24 protein-coding genes are annotated in these 15,278 nt (G+C 64.3%); 23 read left to right on the top strand and 1 reads right to left on the bottom strand.

All coding sequences use genetic code 11. The features are described 5' to 3' along the window. Positions 1 to 5 precede the first annotated feature (5 nt). From rplV to rplQ, 22 genes are all read left to right on the top strand, one after another. A complete protein-coding gene (gene rplV, locus BDK63_RS13785; protein WP_010626471.1) occupies positions 6 to 338 on the top strand; it encodes a 50S ribosomal protein L22 in 333 nt (110 codons plus the stop codon). A gap of 11 nt (positions 339 to 349) precedes the next feature. Continuing rightward, positions 350 to 1,048, top strand: coding sequence for a 30S ribosomal protein S3 (rpsC, locus tag BDK63_RS13780; RefSeq protein WP_183332930.1), 699 nt, complete (start codon positions 350 to 352; stop codon positions 1,046 to 1,048). Positions 1,049 to 1,063: 15 nt separating this feature from the next. Next, on the top strand, positions 1,064 to 1,477 hold the full coding sequence (rplP, locus tag BDK63_RS13775) for a 50S ribosomal protein L16 (protein WP_102588120.1): 414 nt from the start codon (positions 1,064 to 1,066) through the stop codon (positions 1,475 to 1,477). Continuing rightward, on the top strand, positions 1,477 to 1,668 hold the full coding sequence (gene rpmC / locus BDK63_RS13770) for a 50S ribosomal protein L29 (RefSeq protein ID WP_183332928.1): 192 nt from the start codon (positions 1,477 to 1,479) through the stop codon (positions 1,666 to 1,668). The genes rplP and rpmC overlap by 1 nt, the downstream gene beginning before the upstream one ends. 1 nt (position 1,669) lies before the next feature. Continuing rightward, a complete protein-coding gene (gene rpsQ, locus BDK63_RS13765) occupies positions 1,670 to 1,930 on the top strand; it encodes a 30S ribosomal protein S17 (RefSeq protein ID WP_183332971.1) in 261 nt (86 codons plus the stop codon). A 52-nt stretch (positions 1,931 to 1,982) separates the two neighbouring features. Beyond that, on the top strand, positions 1,983 to 2,354 hold the full coding sequence (gene rplN / locus BDK63_RS13760) for a 50S ribosomal protein L14 (RefSeq protein WP_183332926.1): 372 nt from the start codon (positions 1,983 to 1,985) through the stop codon (positions 2,352 to 2,354). A gap of 14 nt (positions 2,355 to 2,368) precedes the next feature. Continuing rightward, positions 2,369 to 2,686: a 50S ribosomal protein L24 gene (gene rplX / locus BDK63_RS13755; RefSeq protein ID WP_016419091.1), complete on the top strand. Its 318-nt coding sequence runs from the start codon at positions 2,369 to 2,371 to the stop codon at positions 2,684 to 2,686. A gap of 18 nt (positions 2,687 to 2,704) precedes the next feature. Then, positions 2,705 to 3,244, top strand: a complete 540-nt coding sequence (gene rplE, locus BDK63_RS13750; RefSeq protein ID WP_183332924.1) for a 50S ribosomal protein L5 — start codon at positions 2,705 to 2,707, stop codon at positions 3,242 to 3,244. A 10-nt stretch (positions 3,245 to 3,254) separates the two neighbouring features. Continuing rightward, positions 3,255 to 3,560: a 30S ribosomal protein S14 gene (gene rpsN / locus BDK63_RS13745; protein ID WP_183332922.1), complete on the top strand. Its 306-nt coding sequence runs from the start codon at positions 3,255 to 3,257 to the stop codon at positions 3,558 to 3,560. 32 nt (positions 3,561 to 3,592) lie between these two features. Beyond that, positions 3,593 to 3,985 carry a 30S ribosomal protein S8 gene (rpsH, locus tag BDK63_RS13740; RefSeq protein WP_183332920.1) on the top strand — a complete coding sequence of 131 codons (393 nt, stop codon included), beginning with the start codon at positions 3,593 to 3,595 and terminating at the stop codon, positions 3,983 to 3,985. A 9-nt stretch (positions 3,986 to 3,994) separates the two neighbouring features. Further along, positions 3,995 to 4,525 carry a 50S ribosomal protein L6 gene (gene rplF / locus BDK63_RS13735; protein WP_183332918.1) on the top strand — a complete coding sequence of 177 codons (531 nt, stop codon included), beginning with the start codon at positions 3,995 to 3,997 and terminating at the stop codon, positions 4,523 to 4,525. A 9-nt stretch (positions 4,526 to 4,534) separates the two neighbouring features. After that, positions 4,535 to 4,885 (top strand): 50S ribosomal protein L18, encoded by a 351-nt coding sequence (gene rplR, locus BDK63_RS13730; protein WP_023007536.1) that lies wholly within the window; start codon positions 4,535 to 4,537, stop codon positions 4,883 to 4,885. A gap of 12 nt (positions 4,886 to 4,897) precedes the next feature. Then, on the top strand, positions 4,898 to 5,398 hold the full coding sequence (gene rpsE, locus BDK63_RS13725; RefSeq protein ID WP_183332916.1) for a 30S ribosomal protein S5: 501 nt from the start codon (positions 4,898 to 4,900) through the stop codon (positions 5,396 to 5,398). A gap of 5 nt (positions 5,399 to 5,403) precedes the next feature. Then, positions 5,404 to 5,586 carry a 50S ribosomal protein L30 gene (rpmD, locus tag BDK63_RS13720; RefSeq protein ID WP_183332914.1) on the top strand — a complete coding sequence of 61 codons (183 nt, stop codon included), beginning with the start codon at positions 5,404 to 5,406 and terminating at the stop codon, positions 5,584 to 5,586. Between the two features lie 3 nt (positions 5,587 to 5,589). After that, positions 5,590 to 6,024, top strand: a complete 435-nt coding sequence (gene rplO / locus BDK63_RS13715; RefSeq protein WP_183332912.1) for a 50S ribosomal protein L15 — start codon at positions 5,590 to 5,592, stop codon at positions 6,022 to 6,024. Next, positions 6,025 to 7,356 carry a preprotein translocase subunit SecY gene (gene secY, locus BDK63_RS13710; protein WP_183332910.1) on the top strand — a complete coding sequence of 444 codons (1,332 nt, stop codon included), beginning with the start codon at positions 6,025 to 6,027 and terminating at the stop codon, positions 7,354 to 7,356. Between the two features lie 78 nt (positions 7,357 to 7,434). Continuing rightward, complete coding sequence (gene rpmJ / locus BDK63_RS13705; RefSeq protein ID WP_008959154.1) at positions 7,435 to 7,548, top strand: 50S ribosomal protein L36; 114 nt, start codon at positions 7,435 to 7,437, stop codon at positions 7,546 to 7,548. 124 nt (positions 7,549 to 7,672) lie between these two features. Further along, positions 7,673 to 8,029, top strand: coding sequence for a 30S ribosomal protein S13 (gene rpsM, locus BDK63_RS13700; protein WP_183332908.1), 357 nt, complete (start codon positions 7,673 to 7,675; stop codon positions 8,027 to 8,029). A 39-nt stretch (positions 8,030 to 8,068) separates the two neighbouring features. Beyond that, positions 8,069 to 8,455, top strand: coding sequence for a 30S ribosomal protein S11 (rpsK, locus tag BDK63_RS13695; protein WP_013331014.1), 387 nt, complete (start codon positions 8,069 to 8,071; stop codon positions 8,453 to 8,455). A gap of 12 nt (positions 8,456 to 8,467) precedes the next feature. Continuing rightward, positions 8,468 to 9,088 (top strand): 30S ribosomal protein S4, encoded by a 621-nt coding sequence (rpsD, locus tag BDK63_RS13690; protein ID WP_183332906.1) that lies wholly within the window; start codon positions 8,468 to 8,470, stop codon positions 9,086 to 9,088. A gap of 86 nt (positions 9,089 to 9,174) precedes the next feature. Beyond that, on the top strand, positions 9,175 to 10,173 hold the full coding sequence (locus tag BDK63_RS13685) for a DNA-directed RNA polymerase subunit alpha (protein WP_183332904.1): 999 nt from the start codon (positions 9,175 to 9,177) through the stop codon (positions 10,171 to 10,173). 39 nt (positions 10,174 to 10,212) lie between these two features. Continuing rightward, on the top strand, positions 10,213 to 10,605 hold the full coding sequence (rplQ, locus tag BDK63_RS13680) for a 50S ribosomal protein L17 (RefSeq protein ID WP_183332902.1): 393 nt from the start codon (positions 10,213 to 10,215) through the stop codon (positions 10,603 to 10,605). 231 nt (positions 10,606 to 10,836) lie between these two features. On the opposite strand, the gene uvrA is transcribed toward rplQ, so the two are convergent. Further along, a complete protein-coding gene (gene uvrA / locus BDK63_RS13675; protein ID WP_183332900.1) occupies positions 10,837 to 13,698 on the bottom strand; it encodes an excinuclease ABC subunit UvrA in 2,862 nt (953 codons plus the stop codon). 161 nt (positions 13,699 to 13,859) lie between these two features. Here uvrA and BDK63_RS13670 point away from each other — a divergent pair, with 161 nt between their 5' ends. Beyond that, on the top strand, positions 13,860 to 15,251 hold the full coding sequence (locus BDK63_RS13670) for an MFS transporter (RefSeq protein WP_183332898.1): 1,392 nt from the start codon (positions 13,860 to 13,862) through the stop codon (positions 15,249 to 15,251). The last annotated feature ends 27 nt before the right edge of the window (positions 15,252 to 15,278 follow it).

Below are 15,278 nucleotides of genomic sequence, written 5' to 3'. Positions count from 1 at the left end.
GAGAGATGGAAGTCACAGCTAAGCTGCGTGGCGCTCGTTTATCCGCCCAGAAGGCCCGTTTGGTGGCTGACCAGGTGCGCGGTAAGCCTGTCGCCGAGGCGCTCGACCTGCTGACCTTCTCACCGAAGAAGGCTGCCAAGCTGGTCAAGAAGGTGCTGCAGTCCGCCATCGCGAATGCGGAAGAAAACAACGGCATGGATATCGACGAGCTGCGTGTCTCGACCATCTGCGTCGATGAGGGCATGACGCTCAAGCGTATCAAGCCGCGTGCCAAGGGCCGCGCGGACCGTATCTTGAAGCGCACCTGCCACATCACCGTCAAGGTAGCCGAGAAGTAGGAGTCGACCAGATGGGTCAGAAAGTACATCCGACAGGCATCCGACTGGGTATCGTCAAGGACCATACCTCTGTCTGGTACGCCGAGCGCGGCGCCTATGCCGACAAGCTCAACAGCGACCTCGAAGTGCGCCGCTTCCTCGAGGAGCGTCTCAAGAACGCTTCCGTGAGCCGCATCACCATCGAGCGTCCGGCCAACAACGCGCGCATTACCATTCACACTGCCCGTCCGGGCATCGTGATCGGCAAGAAGGGCGAGGACGTCGATCGTCTGCGCCGCGAGGTCACCGCGATGATGGGCGTGCCCGTGCACGTCAACATCGAGGAAGTTCGCAAGCCCGAGCTGGACGCCATGCTCGTGGCCCAGAACATCGCTGGCCAGCTCGAGCGTCGCGTGATGTTCCGTCGCGCCATGAAGCGCGCGGTGCAGAACGCCATGCGCCTGGGCGCTGGCGGCATCAAGGTGCAGCTCTCCGGTCGCCTGGGTGGCGCCGAGATCGCTCGCACCGAGTGGTACCGGGAAGGTCGTGTTCCGCTGCACACCCTGCGTGCGGACATCGACTACGCCACCTACGAGGCTCAGACCACCTACGGCATCATCGGTGTCAAGGTGTGGGTCTTCAAGGGTGAGATCCTCGGGGGCATCGAAGAGGTCCGCGCCAAGGCGAAGCAGCCTCAGGCCGCGCCCTCCAAGAAGAAAGGTTCCAGGTAAGGGGAGAGCGAGTCGATGTTACAACCCAAGCGTATGAAATTCCGCAAGATGATGAAGGGCCGCAACCGTGGCCTGGCGCATCGCGGAAGCAAGATCAGCTTCGGGGAATATGGCCTGAAGGCAACCGGTCGTGGCCGCATCACCGCGCGCCAGATCGAGGCCGGCCGTCGTGCGATCACCCGTCACGTCAAGCGTGGCGGCAAGATCTGGATCCGCGTCTTCCCCGACAAGCCGATTTCCAAGAAGCCGCTCGAAGTCCGTATGGGTAAGGGCAAGGGCTCCGTCGAGTACTGGGTCGCTCAGATCCAGCCGGGTCGCGTCCTCTACGAGATCGAGGGTGTGTCCGAAGAGCTGGCCCGTGAGGCCTTCTCTCTCGCCGCCCAGAAGATGCCCATATCCACCACCTTTGTGAAACGGACGGTGATGTGATGAAAGCCCAGGAAATTCGTGAAAAGTCAGTCGAGCAGCTCCAGGAGCAGCTCCTCGAACTCCTCCGCGAGCAGTTCAACCTGCGCATGCAGAAGGCCACCGGCCAGCTCAGCCAGACTCATCTGCTCAAGCAGGTTCGTCGGGATATCGCCCGGGTGAAGACTGTGCTCAACGAGAAGGCAGGTGACTGAGATGGCCGAAGAGAAGAAAGCCCGTACGCTCACCGGCAAGGTGGTGAGCGACAAGATGGACAAGTCCATCGTCGTGATGATCGAGCGCCGTGAGCGTCACCCGATCTACGGCAAGTACGTAAAGCGCTCCACCAAGCTGCACGCCCATGATGAGGCGAACCAGGCGAAGGCCGGCGATACGGTCTCCATCCAGGAGTGCCGCCCGCTGTCCAAGAACAAGTCCTGGACGCTGGTCGAGGTGGTCGAGCAGGCCAAGGGCTGATCGGCTCACGCCTGTCAAACCAGTGCAGTCAGATTAGGTTTGGAGAAAACCGATGATTCAGACTCAGACAATGCTGGATGTCGCCGACAACAGCGGGGCGCGCCGGGTGCAATGCATCAAGGTGCTGGGCGGTTCACACCGTCGCTACGCCCACGTTGGTGACATCATCAAGGTCACGGTGAAGGAAGCCATTCCGCGTGGCAAGGTCAAGAAGGGCCAGGTCCTCAAGGCGGTGGTGGTTCGCACCCGCAGTGGCGTCCGTCGTCCCGACGGTTCGCTGATCCGCTTCGATGGAAATGCGGCGGTTCTGTTGAACAACACCAACGAACAGCCGATCGGTACCCGTATCTTCGGGCCGGTGACCCGTGAGCTTCGCAACGAGAAGTTCATGAAGATCATTTCCTTGGCGCCTGAAGTGCTGTAAGGAGCGAGGCGGATATGCAAAAGATCAAACGTGACGATGAAGTGATCGTCATCGCCGGCAAGGACAAGGGCAAGCGAGGCACGATCAAGCGCGTCCTCAAGGACGACCGCTTCGTCGTGTCCGGTGTGAACATGATCAAGCGTCACACCAAGCCCAATCCCATGGCGGGCAATCAGGGCGGTATCGTCGAGCGCGAGGCTCCGATTCACGCGTCCAACGTAGCCATCTTCAATCAGGAGACCGGTAAGGCGGATCGCGTCGGCTTCCAGGTTAAGGAAGACGGTACCAAGGTACGTATCTACAAGTCGACGCAGACGCAGATCGACGCCTAACGCGAGTCGGGTAGCAAAATGGCGAACTTGAAAGAACGTTATCAGAACGAGGTGGTGGCTCAACTCAAAGAGCAGTTCAGCTACGCCAACGTGATGCAGGTGCCCCGGGTCACCAAGGTGACGCTGAACATGGGCATCGGCGAAGCGACCAGCGACAAGAAGCTGATCGATAATGCCATCGGTGACCTGGAGAAGCTCTCCGGTCAGAAGCCGATGGTGACCAAGGCACGCAAGTCCATCGCGGGCTTCAAGGTGCGTGAAGGCTGGCCGATCGGGATCAAGGTAACCCTGCGCTCCGAGCGCATGTGGGACTTCCTCGATCGCCTGGTGAATATCGCGATCCCCCGCGTTCGTGACTTCCGTGGTCTCAACCCGAAGTCCTTCGACGGTCGTGGCAACTACTCCATGGGGGTGCGTGAGCAGATCATCTTCCCGGAGATCGAGTATGATAAGATCGACCGGATTCGTGGTCTGGATGTCACCATCACCACCACCGCCAACACCGATGAAGAAGGTCGTGCGCTGCTGAGCGCGCTGAACTTCCCGTTCAAGAAATAAGGGTGGGATCATGGCAAAGAAGAGCATGGTAGAGCGCGAGCTCAAGCGCACCAAGCTGGTGGCGAAGTACGCCGCCAAGCGTGCCGAGCTCAAGGCGATCATCCAGGACGTGAACGCTTCCGACGAAGAGCGCTTCGAGGCAACGCTGAAGCTGCAGCAGCTGCCGCGCGACTCCAGCCCGGTGCGTCAGCGTAACCGCTGCCGCATCACCGGCCGTCCGCATGGCTTCTACAACAAGTTCGGCCTCGGCCGCAACAAGCTGCGTGAAGCCGCCATGCGTGGCGACGTTCCCGGGCTCAAGAAGTCCAGCTGGTAACGCCACGTAGAAACATCAGGAGCGCAACGTAAATGAGCATGCAAGACACTCTGGCGGATATGTTCACCCGTATCCGCAATGCGCAGATGGCCACCAAGGAGACGGTCACCATGCCGTCCTCCAAGCTGAAGGTCGAGGTGGCCCGCGTGTTGAAGGAAGAGGGCTACATCACCGACTTCGCGGTGTCCGATAGCGCCAAGCCCGAGCTGACCGTGACCCTCAAGTACTTCGAGGGCAAGCCGGTCATCGAGCATCTCCAGCGCGTGTCCAAGCCGTCCCTGCGCCAGTACAAGGGCAAGGACGCGCTGCCGAAGGTCGCCGATGGCCTGGGGATCGCGATCGTCACCACCTCCAACGGGGTGATGACCGACCGCGCGGCTCGCAAGGCCGGTGTCGGTGGCGAAGTCATCTGCACCGTATTCTAGGAGTTTGGAATGTCCCGCGTAGCCAAATATCCGGTAAAAGTGCCCAACGGCGTCGAGATCAAGCTCGACGGCGACCAGCTGTCCGTCAAGGGCGGCCAGGGCACGCTGTCAATGACCGTTCACCCCGATGTGGTGATCGGCCAGGAGGAGGGTCAGCTGACCTTCGCACCGAGCGAGTCCGCCAAGAGCTGGGCGATGGTCGGTACCACCCGTGCCCTGGTCCAGAACCTGGTCACCGGTGTGAGCGAAGGCTTCACCCGTTCCCTCGAAATCATCGGCGTCGGTTATCGTGCCCAGGCCAAGGGCCAGACGCTCAATCTGTCACTGGGCTTCTCGCACCCGGTCGATTACACGCTGCCTGAGGGTGTCACGGCGGAAACGCCCAAGAACACCCAGATCGTGCTGAAGAGCGCGGACAAGCAGAAGCTCGGCCAGGTCGCCGCGGAAATCCGCGCCTTCCGTCCGCCCGAGCCCTACAAGGGCAAGGGTGTCCGGTACGCCGACGAGCAGGTGCGTCGCAAAGAAGCCAAGAAGAAGTAAGGCAGGGTTATGAACGCGAAGAAAGAATCTCGTCTCCGTCGTGCCCGCCGCGCTCGCGCCAAGATCCGCGAGCTGGGCGTGTATCGCCTGTGCGTCAACCGTACCCCCCGCCACATCTACGCGCAGATCATCTCGCCGGATGGTGGCAAGGTCCTCGCCAGCGCTTCCACGCTGGACAAGGCCCTGCGTGAGGGTGCGACCGGCAATGCAGACGCCGCCGCCAAGGTGGGTGCGCTGATTGCAGAGCGCGCCAAGGAAGCAGGCATCACCCAGGTAGCCTTCGATCGCGCCGGTTTCAAGTACCACGGCCGCGTCAAGGCCCTGGCCGACGCCGCTCGTGAAGGCGGCCTGGAATTCTAAAGGGTTTTTACGATGGCGAAGAACGAACAGCAAAGCGGCGATCTGCAGGAAAAGCTCGTGCAGGTCAACCGTGTCGCCAAGGTGGTCAAGGGTGGCCGTATCTTCGGTTTCACCGCTCTGACCGTCGTGGGCGACGGCAAGGGTCGTGTCGGCTTCGGCCGCGGCAAGGCGCGTGAAGTGCCGGTCGCGATCCAGAAGGCGATGGACCAGGCCCGCCGCAACATGGTCAAGGTGAACCTCGCGGGTGGCACCCTGCAGTACCCGGTCAAGGCCCGTCACGGCGCCTCCAAGGTGTACATGCAGCCGGCCTCCGAGGGTACCGGCATCATCGCCGGCGGCGCCATGCGCTCCGTGCTCGAGCTGGCCGGCGTCCATGACGTCCTGGCCAAGTGCTACGGCTCCACCAATCCGGTGAACGTGGTTCGGGCGACCGTCAAGGGCCTGTCCGCCATGCAAGCGCCGGACGACATCGCCGCCAAGCGCGGTCTGTCCGTCGAAGCGATCACGGGGTAAACACCATGGCAGCAACACTCAAGGTTACCCAGACCCGCAGCACCATCGGCATCCTGCCCAAGCACAAGGCCACCATGAAGGGCCTCGGGCTGCGCCGCATCGGTCACACGGTTGAACTGGAAGACACCCCTGCCGTACGCGGCATGATCCACAAGGTGACCTACCTTGTGCGCGTTGAGGGAGAGTAATCCATGAAACTCAATAGCCTGAGCCCGGCACCGGGCTCCAAGCACGCCGAGAAGCGCGTCGGCCGCGGCATCGGCTCCGGTCTGGGCAAGACCGGCGGCCGTGGCCACAAGGGCCAGAAGTCGCGCAGCGGCGGCAGCGTCAAGCCCGGTTTCGAGGGCGGTCAGATGCCGCTGCAGCGTCGTCTGCCCAAGTTCGGCTTCACCACCATGAAGTCGCTGGCCTCCGAGGAAGTCCGCCTGGCCGAGCTGGCCAAGGTCCAGGGCGACGAGGTCACCCTGGAGACCCTCAAGCAGGCCAACGTGCTGAAGGACGCCACGCTCCACGCTAAGGTGATCCTGTCCGGCGAACTGAACAAGGCGGTCACGGTCCGCGGCATCAAGGTCACCAAGGGTGCCCGCGCCGCGATCGAAGCCGCCGGTGGCAAGGTAGAGGACTAAATGGCCAAGTCAGGAAAAATGCCGGCGATGGGCAGCGGTCTGGGTGAACTGTGGGCGCGTCTGCGCTTCGTGCTCCTCGCCATCGTGGTGTACCGGATCGGTGCCCACATCCCCGTGCCCGGTATGAATCCTGACCAGCTTGCTGCCTTGTTCAGGGAGCAGCAGGGCACCATCCTGGGCATGTTCAACATGTTCTCGGGTGGCGCCCTGGAGCGCATGAGCATCTTCGCGCTGGGCATCATGCCCTACATCTCGGCGTCGATCATCATGCAGCTGCTGACCGCGGTCTCGCCCCACCTGGAGCAGCTCAAGAAGGAGGGCGAGGCCGGCCGCCGCAAGATCAGCCAGTACACCCGCTACGGCACCGTGGTCCTGGCACTGGTCCAGGGCACCGGCATGTCGGTGGGCCTGGCCAACCAGGGCATTGCCTACACGGCCGACTTCAGCTTCTTCTTCACCGCCATCGTGACCTTCGTCTGTGGTGCGGTGTTCCTGATGTGGCTGGGCGAGCAGATCACCGAGAAGGGCATCGGCAACGGCATCTCGCTGCTGATCTTCGCCGGGATCGTCGCCGGACTGCCGAGTGCCGTGGGACAGGCCTTCGAGCTGGCCCGCAACGAAGGCGCGTGGAACGTGCTGCCGCTGCTGGCGCTCTCCGTGCTGGGTGTCGCGACCGTGGCCTTCGTGGTGTTCATCGAACGCGGCCAGCGCCGCATCACGGTGAACTACCCGCGCCGCCAGGTCGGCAACAAGATGTATGCCGGCCAGAGCAGCTACCTGCCGCTGAAGGTGAACATGGCGGGTGTCATCCCGGCGATCTTCGCCTCCAGCATCCTGCTGTTCCCGGCCTCGCTGGGGCAGTGGGTCGGCAGCGGCGACGGCCTGGAGTGGCTGCAGCGGGCGTCCCAGGCCCTCGGGCCGGGTCAGCCGCTGCACATCTTGCTTTTTGGCGCGGCGGTGATATTCTTCTGCTTCTTTTACACAGCGCTGGTCTTCAATCCCAAGGATGTCGCCGACAACCTCAAGAAGTCGGGGGCCTTCCTGCCGGGGATTCGCCCAGGTGAGCAGACCGCTCGCTACGTCGACAAGGTCATGACCCGTCTGACCCTGTTCGGCGCCATGTACATCACTGCGGTTTCCCTGATGCCCCAGTTCCTGATCGTGGCCTGGAACGTGCCCTTCTTCTTCGGAGGCACGGCCCTTCTGATCGTGGTGGTGGTGATCATGGACTTCATGGCCCAGGTGCAGTCGCACCTCATGTCGCACCAGTACGAGTCGGTGATGAAGAAGTCCAACCTGAAAGGCTACGGTAGCGGCGGCATCATGCGCTGAGGCGTGCCGCCGGCGACTTGGGCGTGTCGCGCGCCGAGGGTTCGGCCCGCGACGCGAACCAACTTTGGAGATGGAACGATGAAAGTTCGAGCTTCCGTAAAGAAAATGTGCCGCAACTGCAAGATCATTCGTCGCAATGGCGCCGTGCGCGTCATCTGCAGCGAACCGCGGCACAAGCAGCGCCAGGGCTGATTTCCTGACGCTGTGATGGACCGGTGCCGGCATGCCCCTTGCCCTCTGGTGGGTAAAGGGGTATGCTGTTGCGCCTTTTGTAGATGACCCAACGAGCAAGCCGCTCAAATTTCGGAGTAAGCTGATGGCCCGTATTGCAGGCGTCAATATCCCGGACAACAAGCATGCGGCGATCTCGCTGACCTATATCTTCGGGATTGGCCGCACTCGTGCACAGGATATCTGTGCCGCGTCCGGCATCGCGCCGACCACCAAGATCCAGGAACTGTCCTCTGAAGAGCTGGACACCCTGCGTTCCGAGGTTGGCAAGTATACCGTAGAAGGCGACCTTCGCCGTGATGTCACGCTTAACATCAAGCGTCTCATGGACCTGGGTTGCTACCGTGGTCTGCGTCATCGTCGTGGTCTTCCGCTGCGTGGTCAGCGTACCAAGACCAATGCGCGTACCCGCAAGGGCCCGCGCAAGCCGATCCGCAAATAACACGCACGTTCTGGCGTAAAGACAGGAATAGACATCAACATGGCTAACCCGCGTAGCAACCGTAAAAAGGTTAAAAAGCAGGTAGTGGATGCCGTCGCGCATATCCACGCCTCTTTTAACAACACGATCATTACGATCACAGACCGCCAGGGCAACGCTCTCTCCTGGGCGACTGCCGGTGGTTCGGGTTTTCGTGGTTCTCGCAAGAGCACCCCGTTCGCTGCTCAAGTGGCAAGCGAGCGTGCAGCGACTGCTGCAGCCGAGTATGGTGTGAAAAACGTCGACGTGCTGGTCAAGGGCCCCGGTCCTGGCCGTGAATCCGCCGTGCGCGCGCTCAACGCCGCCGGCTTCCGCGTGCAGAGCATCACCGACGCGACGCCCATTCCCCACAATGGCTGCCGTCCGCCGAAGAAACGCCGCGTTTAAGGAGACAGATTCATGGCTCGTTACATTGGACCGAAGTGCAAGCTGTCTCGTCGTGAGGGTACCGACCTCTTCCTGAAGAGCGGTGTCACTCCCTTCGAGAAGAAGTGCAAATCCGAACAGATCCCGGGTGTGCACGGCCAGCGTCGTCAGCGTCTTTCCGAATACGGCTTGCAGCTTCGCGAGAAGCAGAAAGTACGTCGTATGTATGGCGTACTCGAGAAGCAGTTCCGCAACTACTACAAGGAAGCGGCCCGCCTGAAGGGCGCGACCGGCGAGATGTTGCTGCAGCTGCTCGAATCCCGACTGGACAACGTCGTCTACCGCATGGGCTTCGGCTCGACCCGCTCCGAGGCACGTCAGCTGGTCAGCCACAAGGCCATCGCCGTGAACGGCCGCACCGTCAACGTGGCTTCCTATCAGGTCAAGCCCGGCGACGTCGTCTCCGTTCGCGAGAAGGCGAAGAACCAGGCGCGCATCCAGACCTCTCTGGCCATCGCCGCCAACCGCGGCGACGTGGCCTGGATCGAAGTCGATGCCAAGAAGATGGAAGGCACTTTCAAGGCTCTGCCTGAACGCGGTGACCTGACTGCCGACATCAACGAAAACCTGATCGTCGAGCTGTACTCGAAGTAAGCGGTGCCAAGCGCCGTGCCGGCCCCCGGTGACGGGGGCCGGCCAAGAGTACCGAGTATCCGTTTGGCAGCCTGAAAGGTGTTCATATGCAGCGTTCAGTGACAGAGTTTCTTCGCCCCCGCGACATCAAGGTCGAAGAGATCAGCGCACATCACGCGAAGATCGTGCTCGAGCCCTTCGAGCGTGGCTTCGGCCACACCCTGGGCAACGCACTGCGTCGCATCCTGCTCTCGTCCATGCCCGGCTGTGCCGTGGTGGAGGCCGAGATCGCCGGTGTCGATCACGAGTACAGCGCGATCGAGGGCGTCCAGGAAGATGTCATCGAGATCCTCCTGAACCTCAAGGACGTGGCGATCAAGATGCATAGCCGCGACGAGGCGGTGCTCTCGCTGAACAAGCAGGGCCCGGCCGTCGTGACCGCGGGTGACATCGCTCTCGACCACGACGTCGAGATCGTCAACCCCGATCACGTCATCGCCCACGTCAACGAAGGCGCCGAGCTGAAGATGCAGCTCAAGGTGGCTCGTGGCCGCGGCTATGAGCCGGCGGATGCTCGTGTCGGCGCCGACGACGAGTCGCGTGCCATCGGTCGCCTGCAGCTGGATGCGACCTTCAGCCCCGTGCGTCGGGTTTCCTACAGCGTCGAGGCCGCGCGTGTCGAACAGCGCACCGACCTCGACAAGCTGATCATCAACCTGGAAACCGACGGCACCCTGGATCCGGAAGAGGCGATCCGTCGCAGCGCGACCATCCTGCAGGAGCAGCTGGCCGCGTTCGTCGACCTGGAAGCCGACAAGGAACAGGAAGTGGAGGAGGAAGAGGATCACATCGATCCCATCCTGCTGCGCCCCGTAGACGATCTCGAGTTGACCGTTCGCAGCGCCAACTGCCTGAAGGCCGAGAATATCTACTACATCGGGGACCTGATCCAGCGCACCGAGGTGGAGCTGCTGAAGACCCCCAACCTCGGCAAGAAGTCCCTGAACGAGATCAAGGACGTTCTGGCAGCGCGCGGTCTTTCCCTTGGCATGCGGCTGGAGAACTGGCCGCCGGCAAGCCTGAAGGACGACAAGGCCTCCGCGTGAGAGCCGACTCGAGTCCCAGTTTGGTAAGGAATCACACCCATGCGTCATCGTAAGAGTGGTCGTCACCTCAACCGTACGAGCTCGCACCGCCAGGCCATGTTCAAGAACATGAGCGTGTCGCTGATCGAGCACGAAGTCATCAAGACTACCCTGCCCAAGGCCAAGGAGCTGCGTCGCGTCATCGAGCCGCTCATCACCCTGGCCAAGCAGGACAGCGTCGCCAACCGTCGTCTGGCCTTCAGCCGTACCCGCTCGAAGGAAGCGGTCGGCAAGCTCTTCAACGAGCTGGGTCCGCGTTACGTCGAGCGTCCGGGCGGTTACGTCCGTATCCTCAAGTGCGGCTTCCGCACCGGCGACAACGCGCCCATGGCCTACGTCGAGCTCGTCGATCGTCCGATCGTCGAGGCCGAGGAAGCCGCCGCCGAGGAGTGATCCTCGACCGGCCTTCCGGCTACGGCACGTCCAACCGGCCCCTCTCGAGGGGCCGGTTTTTTTCGTCTTGGGCATGCTGAGAGGGGTTCAGGTGAGTGGGCTGAATCTGCGGCTTTTCCGGCGACAGGCCTGAGCGGGGGCGCTGTGAACCCCTCCCTGGGCGCTACCGACGCCATCCCTGGCGTAGGACCCCCTCCAGGCCTGCCCCCGGCGCCGCTCGCCTCTGGGGTATCAGTTGACGCTTTCAGCCTTTTTCTTGCTGTGCTCGGCCCGCTCCAGCAGCGGCCGGAGGAAGCGCCCGGTATGGGAGGCCTCCATCTTCGCGACCTGCTCGGGCGTGCCCTCGGCGATGATCCGCCCGCCGCCGGAGCCGCCCTCGGGGCCGAGGTCGACCAGCCAGTCGGCGGTCTTGATCACGCCCAGGTTGTGCTCGATCACCACGATGGTGTTGCCGTGGTCGCGCAGGCGGTGCAGCACGGTGAGCAGCTGGCGGATGTCCTCGAAGTGCAGCCCGGTGGTGGGTTCGTCGAGGATATAGAGCGTCTTGCCGGTGTCGCGCTTGGCCAGCTCGCGGGCCAGCTTGACGCGCTGGGCCTCGCCGCCGGAGAGGGTGGTGGCGCTCTGCCCCAGGCGGATGTAGGAGAGGCCGACATCGAGCAGGGTCTGCAGGCGGCGGGCGATGGCCGGTACCGGGCTGAAGAATTCCAGCGCCTCCTCCACGGTCATCCCCAGCACCTCGTCGATGGTCCTGCCCTTGTACTGGATCTCCAGGGTCTCGCGGTTGTAGCGCTTGCCCTTGCAGACATCGCAGGGCACGTAGATGTCCGGCAGGAAGTGCATCTCCACCTTGATCATCCCCTCGCCCTGGCACGCCTCGCAGCGCCCGCCCTTGACGTTGAACGAGAAGCGCCCCGGCTTGTAGCCCCGGGAGCGCGCCTCCTGGGTGCCGGCGAAGATCTCGCGGATCGGCGTGAAGATGCCGGTGTAGGTGGCCGGGTTGGAGCGCGGGGTGCGCCCGATCGGGCTCTGGTCGATGTCGATGACCTTGTCGAGCTGTTCCAGCCCTTCGATGCCGTCATGGGGGGCCGGGGTCAGGCTGGTGGCGTGGTTCAGCTCCCGGGCGGCGATGGGCATCAGCGTCGAATTGATCAGCGTGGACTTGCCGGAGCCGGAGACCCCGGTGACGCAGATGAACAGGCCCAGCGGGAGCTCGAGGGTCACGTCCTGCAGGTTGTTGCCGCGGGCGCCGGTCAGGCGCAGCACCTTCTCCGGGTTGCCGGGGATGCGCCAGGGCGGGACCTCGATGCGGCGGGTGCCGGCCAGGTACTGGCCGGTGAGCGACTCGGGGGTCGCCATCACCTCCTCGGGAGTGCCCTGGGCGACCACCCGGCCGCCGTGGACGCCGGCCCCGGGCCCGATGTCGAGCACGTGGTCAGCGGCGCGGATGGCCTCCTCGTCGTGCTCCACCACGATCACCGTGTTGCCCAGGCCGCGCAGGTGCTCGAGGGTCTTGAGCAGGCGGTCGTTGTCGCGCTGGTGCAGGCCGATGGAGGGCTCGTCGAGGATGTACATCACGCCCACCAGGCCGGCGCCGATCTGGCTGGCCAGCCGGATGCGCTGGGCCTCGCCGCCGGAGAGGGTCTCGGCGCTGCGCTCCAGGGTCAGGTAGTCGAGCCCCACGTTGACCAGGAACTCCAGCCGGGCGTGGATCTCGTTGATGATCTTCACGGCGATCTCGCCGCGGCGTCCCGGCAGCTCCAGGGCCTTGAAGTAGCTCCAGGCCTCGCCGATGGGCAGGTGGACGAGGGCCGGCAGCGGGCGGTCGTCGATGAAGACGTGGCGCGACTCCTTGCGCAGCCGGCTGCCCTCGCACGCCGGGCAGGCGTGGGTTGCGATATAGCGGGCCAGCTCCTCGCGCACCATGTTGGACTCGGTCTCGCGATAGCGGCGCTGCATGTTGGGCAGCACCCCCTCGAAGGGGTGCTGGCGGGTCACCTTGCGGCCGCGGTCGTTGACGTAGTGGAAGCCGATCTCGTCGCTGCCGCTGCCGTGCAGGATGATCTCGCGCTCGTGTCGGGCCAGTTCCTGCCAGGGGGTCTCGAGGGTGAAGCGGTAGTGGTCGGCCACCGCCTGCAGCTGGTTGAAGTAGTAGACGCTGCGGCGATCCCACCCCTTGATCACCCCCTCGGCCAGGGACAGCGCCGGGTGGCTGATCAGCTTGTCCGGATCGAAGAACTGCTGGACACCCAGGCCATCGCAGCTGGGGCAGGCACCGGCCGGGTTGTTGAAGGAGAACATCCGCGGTTCGAGCTCGGCGATGGAGTAGCCGCACACCGGGCAGGCGAAGCGCGCCGAGAAGGCGATGTCCTCCTGCTCGCCGTCCATGAAGTGGACCATGGCGATGCCGTCGGCCAGGTTGAGGGCGGTCTCGAACGACTCCGCCAGGCGCTGGGCCAGCCCCTCGCGGACCTTGATGCGATCCACCACCACGCTGATGTCGTGCTTCTTGTTCTTGTCCAGCGGGGCGATGTCGTCGAGCTCGAGCACCTGGCCGTCGACCATGGCGCGCACGAAGCCCTGGGCGCGCAGCTCGGCGAGCAGCTGCAGGTGCTCGCCCTTGCGGCCCTTTACCACCGGGGCCAGCAGCATCAGCTTGCTGCCCTCGGGCAGGGCCAGCACCTGGTCGACCATCTGCGAGACGGTCTGGGCCTCGAGGTCCTCGCCATGCTCGGGGCAGCGCGGGGTGCCGGCGCGGGCGTAGAGCAGGCGCAGGTAGTCGTAGATCTCGGTGATGGTGCCCACGGTGGAGCGGGGGTTGTGGGAGGTGGACTTCTGCTCGATGGAGATCGCCGGCGACAGCCCCTCGATATGGTCGACGTCGGGCTTCTCCATCATCGATAGGAACTGCCGGGCGTAGGTGGAGAGCGATTCCACGTAGCGGCGCTGGCCCTCGGCGTAGAGGGTATCGAAGGCCAGCGACGACTTGCCGGAGCCGGACAGCCCGGTCACCACGATCAGCTTGTCGCGGGGCAGCTCGACATCGATGTTCTTCAGGTTGTGGGTGCGGGCACCCCTGACCAGAATCCTGTCCATTCCCACCTCGAGCGCGCGGCAAAAGCTCGATTATACGGGTCCGCTCCCGGCGGCGGCAAAGCGCCGCCCGGGCGCGGCTTTCCCTGGGTGGTGGCGAGCCGCTAGAATATGCGATCCACCCAAGGGTGCGCCGCGCCCGTCCATGGAATACCGTACTCTCTATGCGCAAGGTCTCTGGACTGCTCCTCGCCACCGAGCGACGCGCCATCACCGGGCTCGCCGGGCTCTATGCCACCCGCATGCTGGGCCTGTTCATGGTGCTGCCGGTCCTGGCCCTCTATGCCGACGACCTGGCCGGCGCCACCCCGCTGCTGGTGGGGCTGGCGCTGGGCGTCTACGGGCTGACCCAGGCCGTGCTGCAGATTCCCTTCGGCGTGCTCTCCGACCGCCTCGGCCGCAAGCCGGTGATCGCCGCGGGGCTGCTGCTGTTCCTGGCGGGCAGCGTGGTGGCCGCCCAGGCCGACACCATCGGCGGGGTGATCCTCGGGCGCTGCCTGCAGGGCAGCGGGGCGGTGGCCGCGGCCATCATGGCGCTGCTCGCCGACCAGACCCGCGAGCAGGTACGCACCGCGGCCATGGCCACCATCGGGCTCTCCATCGGCGTGGCCTTCGCCGTGGCCATGGTGCTCGGGCCCTGGCTGGCCGCCGCCTTCGGCCTCTCGGCGGTATTCTGGTTCACCGCGTTGCTGGCCGGCGCCGGGCTCGTGGTACTGTGGAAGCTGGTGCCGCCGGCGCCGCGTCGGCTGCAGCATCGCGACGTGGGCATCGACCGGGCGCAGCTCGGCGCCACCCTGGGCCGCCGTGACCTGCTGCGCCTGGACCTGTCGATCTTCGCCCTCCACCTGATCCTGATGGCGATCTTCGTGGCGGTGCCGTTCCGGCTGCTCGAGGCGGGGGTCGCCGTGGAGCGCCACGGGCTCACCTACCTGGGCGTCATGCTGCTGGCCTTCGCCGCCATGGTGCCGCTGGTGATCCTGGCCGAGAAGCGCCGGCAGATGAAGGCGATGTGCCTCTCGGCGATTGCCGCCATCACCCTCAGCCTGGGGGGGCTGGCCGGCCTGGGCAGCGGGCTGTGGAGCCTGTTCGGCTGGCTGCTGCTGTTCTTCGTCGCCTTCAACCTGCTGGAGGCGACGCTGCCGTCGATGCTCAGCAAGCTGGCGCCGGCGGGGGCCAAGGGCACGGCGATGGGGGTCTACTCCACCGGGCAGTTCCTGGGCGCCTTCCTGGGCGGCGTGCTGGGCGGCTTCCTGGCCCAGCAGTGGGGGCTGTCGGCGGTGTTCCTCGGCTGCGCCCTGCTCGGCCTGGTGTGGCTGGCACTGATGGCCGGCATGGCCTCGCCGCCGCACCTGGCAAGCGAGGTGGTGGCCCTCGACGGCGATCACCACGGCGATGCCCTGGACACCCTGATGGCCCGCTTCGCCGAGGTGGCCGGGGTCGAGGACGTGCTGGTGGTGCCCGAGGAGCGGCTCGCCTACCTCAAGGTGGATCGCCAGCGCCTCGACGAGGAGGCCCTGGCGCGACTGATCGACACGGGAAACAATCGCGGCGCCTGAGCGCGCCGCCATGAGACAGGGCGCCCC

It is taken from the genome of Halomonas campaniensis (assembly GCF_014193375.1).
In the GTDB taxonomy this organism is placed as follows: domain Bacteria; phylum Pseudomonadota; class Gammaproteobacteria; order Pseudomonadales; family Halomonadaceae; genus Halomonas; species Halomonas campaniensis.
The sequence above is the reverse complement of the archived record's forward strand: the minus strand, read 5'-3'. Positions and strand labels throughout refer to the sequence as shown.

Bases quoted from the DNA above. Each gene is read 5' to 3' on its own strand.
- rpmD (WP_183332914.1), top strand. From the start codon at position 5,404: ATGGCAGCAACACTCAAGGTTACCCAGACCCGCAGCACCATCGGCATC.
- secY (WP_183332910.1), top strand. From the start codon at position 6,025: ATGGCCAAGTCAGGAAAAATGCCGGCGATGGGCAGCGGTCTGGGTGAA.
- BDK63_RS13670 (WP_183332898.1), top strand. From the start codon at position 13,860: ATGCGCAAGGTCTCTGGACTGCTCCTCGCCACCGAGCGACGCGCCATC.
- rpsN (WP_183332922.1), top strand. From the start codon at position 3,255: ATGGCAAAGAAGAGCATGGTAGAGCGCGAGCTCAAGCGCACCAAGCTG.
- rplV (WP_010626471.1), top strand. From the start codon at position 6: ATGGAAGTCACAGCTAAGCTGCGTGGCGCTCGTTTATCCGCCCAGAAG.
- rpsC (WP_183332930.1), top strand. From the start codon at position 350: ATGGGTCAGAAAGTACATCCGACAGGCATCCGACTGGGTATCGTCAAG.
- rpsD (WP_183332906.1), top strand. From the start codon at position 8,468: ATGGCTCGTTACATTGGACCGAAGTGCAAGCTGTCTCGTCGTGAGGGT.
- BDK63_RS13685 (WP_183332904.1), top strand. From the start codon at position 9,175: ATGCAGCGTTCAGTGACAGAGTTTCTTCGCCCCCGCGACATCAAGGTC.
- rpsQ (WP_183332971.1), top strand. From the start codon at position 1,670: ATGGCCGAAGAGAAGAAAGCCCGTACGCTCACCGGCAAGGTGGTGAGC.
- rplE (WP_183332924.1), top strand. From the start codon at position 2,705: ATGGCGAACTTGAAAGAACGTTATCAGAACGAGGTGGTGGCTCAACTC.
- rplQ (WP_183332902.1), top strand. From the start codon at position 10,213: ATGCGTCATCGTAAGAGTGGTCGTCACCTCAACCGTACGAGCTCGCAC.
- uvrA (WP_183332900.1), bottom strand. From the start codon at position 13,698: ATGGACAGGATTCTGGTCAGGGGTGCCCGCACCCACAACCTGAAGAAC.
- rplN (WP_183332926.1), top strand. From the start codon at position 1,983: ATGATTCAGACTCAGACAATGCTGGATGTCGCCGACAACAGCGGGGCG.
- rpmJ (WP_008959154.1), top strand. From the start codon at position 7,435: ATGAAAGTTCGAGCTTCCGTAAAGAAAATGTGCCGCAACTGCAAGATC.
- rplX (WP_016419091.1), top strand. From the start codon at position 2,369: ATGCAAAAGATCAAACGTGACGATGAAGTGATCGTCATCGCCGGCAAG.
- rpsK (WP_013331014.1), top strand. From the start codon at position 8,069: ATGGCTAACCCGCGTAGCAACCGTAAAAAGGTTAAAAAGCAGGTAGTG.
- rpsH (WP_183332920.1), top strand. From the start codon at position 3,593: ATGAGCATGCAAGACACTCTGGCGGATATGTTCACCCGTATCCGCAAT.
- rplO (WP_183332912.1), top strand. From the start codon at position 5,590: ATGAAACTCAATAGCCTGAGCCCGGCACCGGGCTCCAAGCACGCCGAG.
- rpmC (WP_183332928.1), top strand. From the start codon at position 1,477: ATGAAAGCCCAGGAAATTCGTGAAAAGTCAGTCGAGCAGCTCCAGGAG.
- rplR (WP_023007536.1), top strand. From the start codon at position 4,535: ATGAACGCGAAGAAAGAATCTCGTCTCCGTCGTGCCCGCCGCGCTCGC.
- rplF (WP_183332918.1), top strand. From the start codon at position 3,995: ATGTCCCGCGTAGCCAAATATCCGGTAAAAGTGCCCAACGGCGTCGAG.
- rpsE (WP_183332916.1), top strand. From the start codon at position 4,898: ATGGCGAAGAACGAACAGCAAAGCGGCGATCTGCAGGAAAAGCTCGTG.
- rpsM (WP_183332908.1), top strand. From the start codon at position 7,673: ATGGCCCGTATTGCAGGCGTCAATATCCCGGACAACAAGCATGCGGCG.
- rplP (WP_102588120.1), top strand. From the start codon at position 1,064: ATGTTACAACCCAAGCGTATGAAATTCCGCAAGATGATGAAGGGCCGC.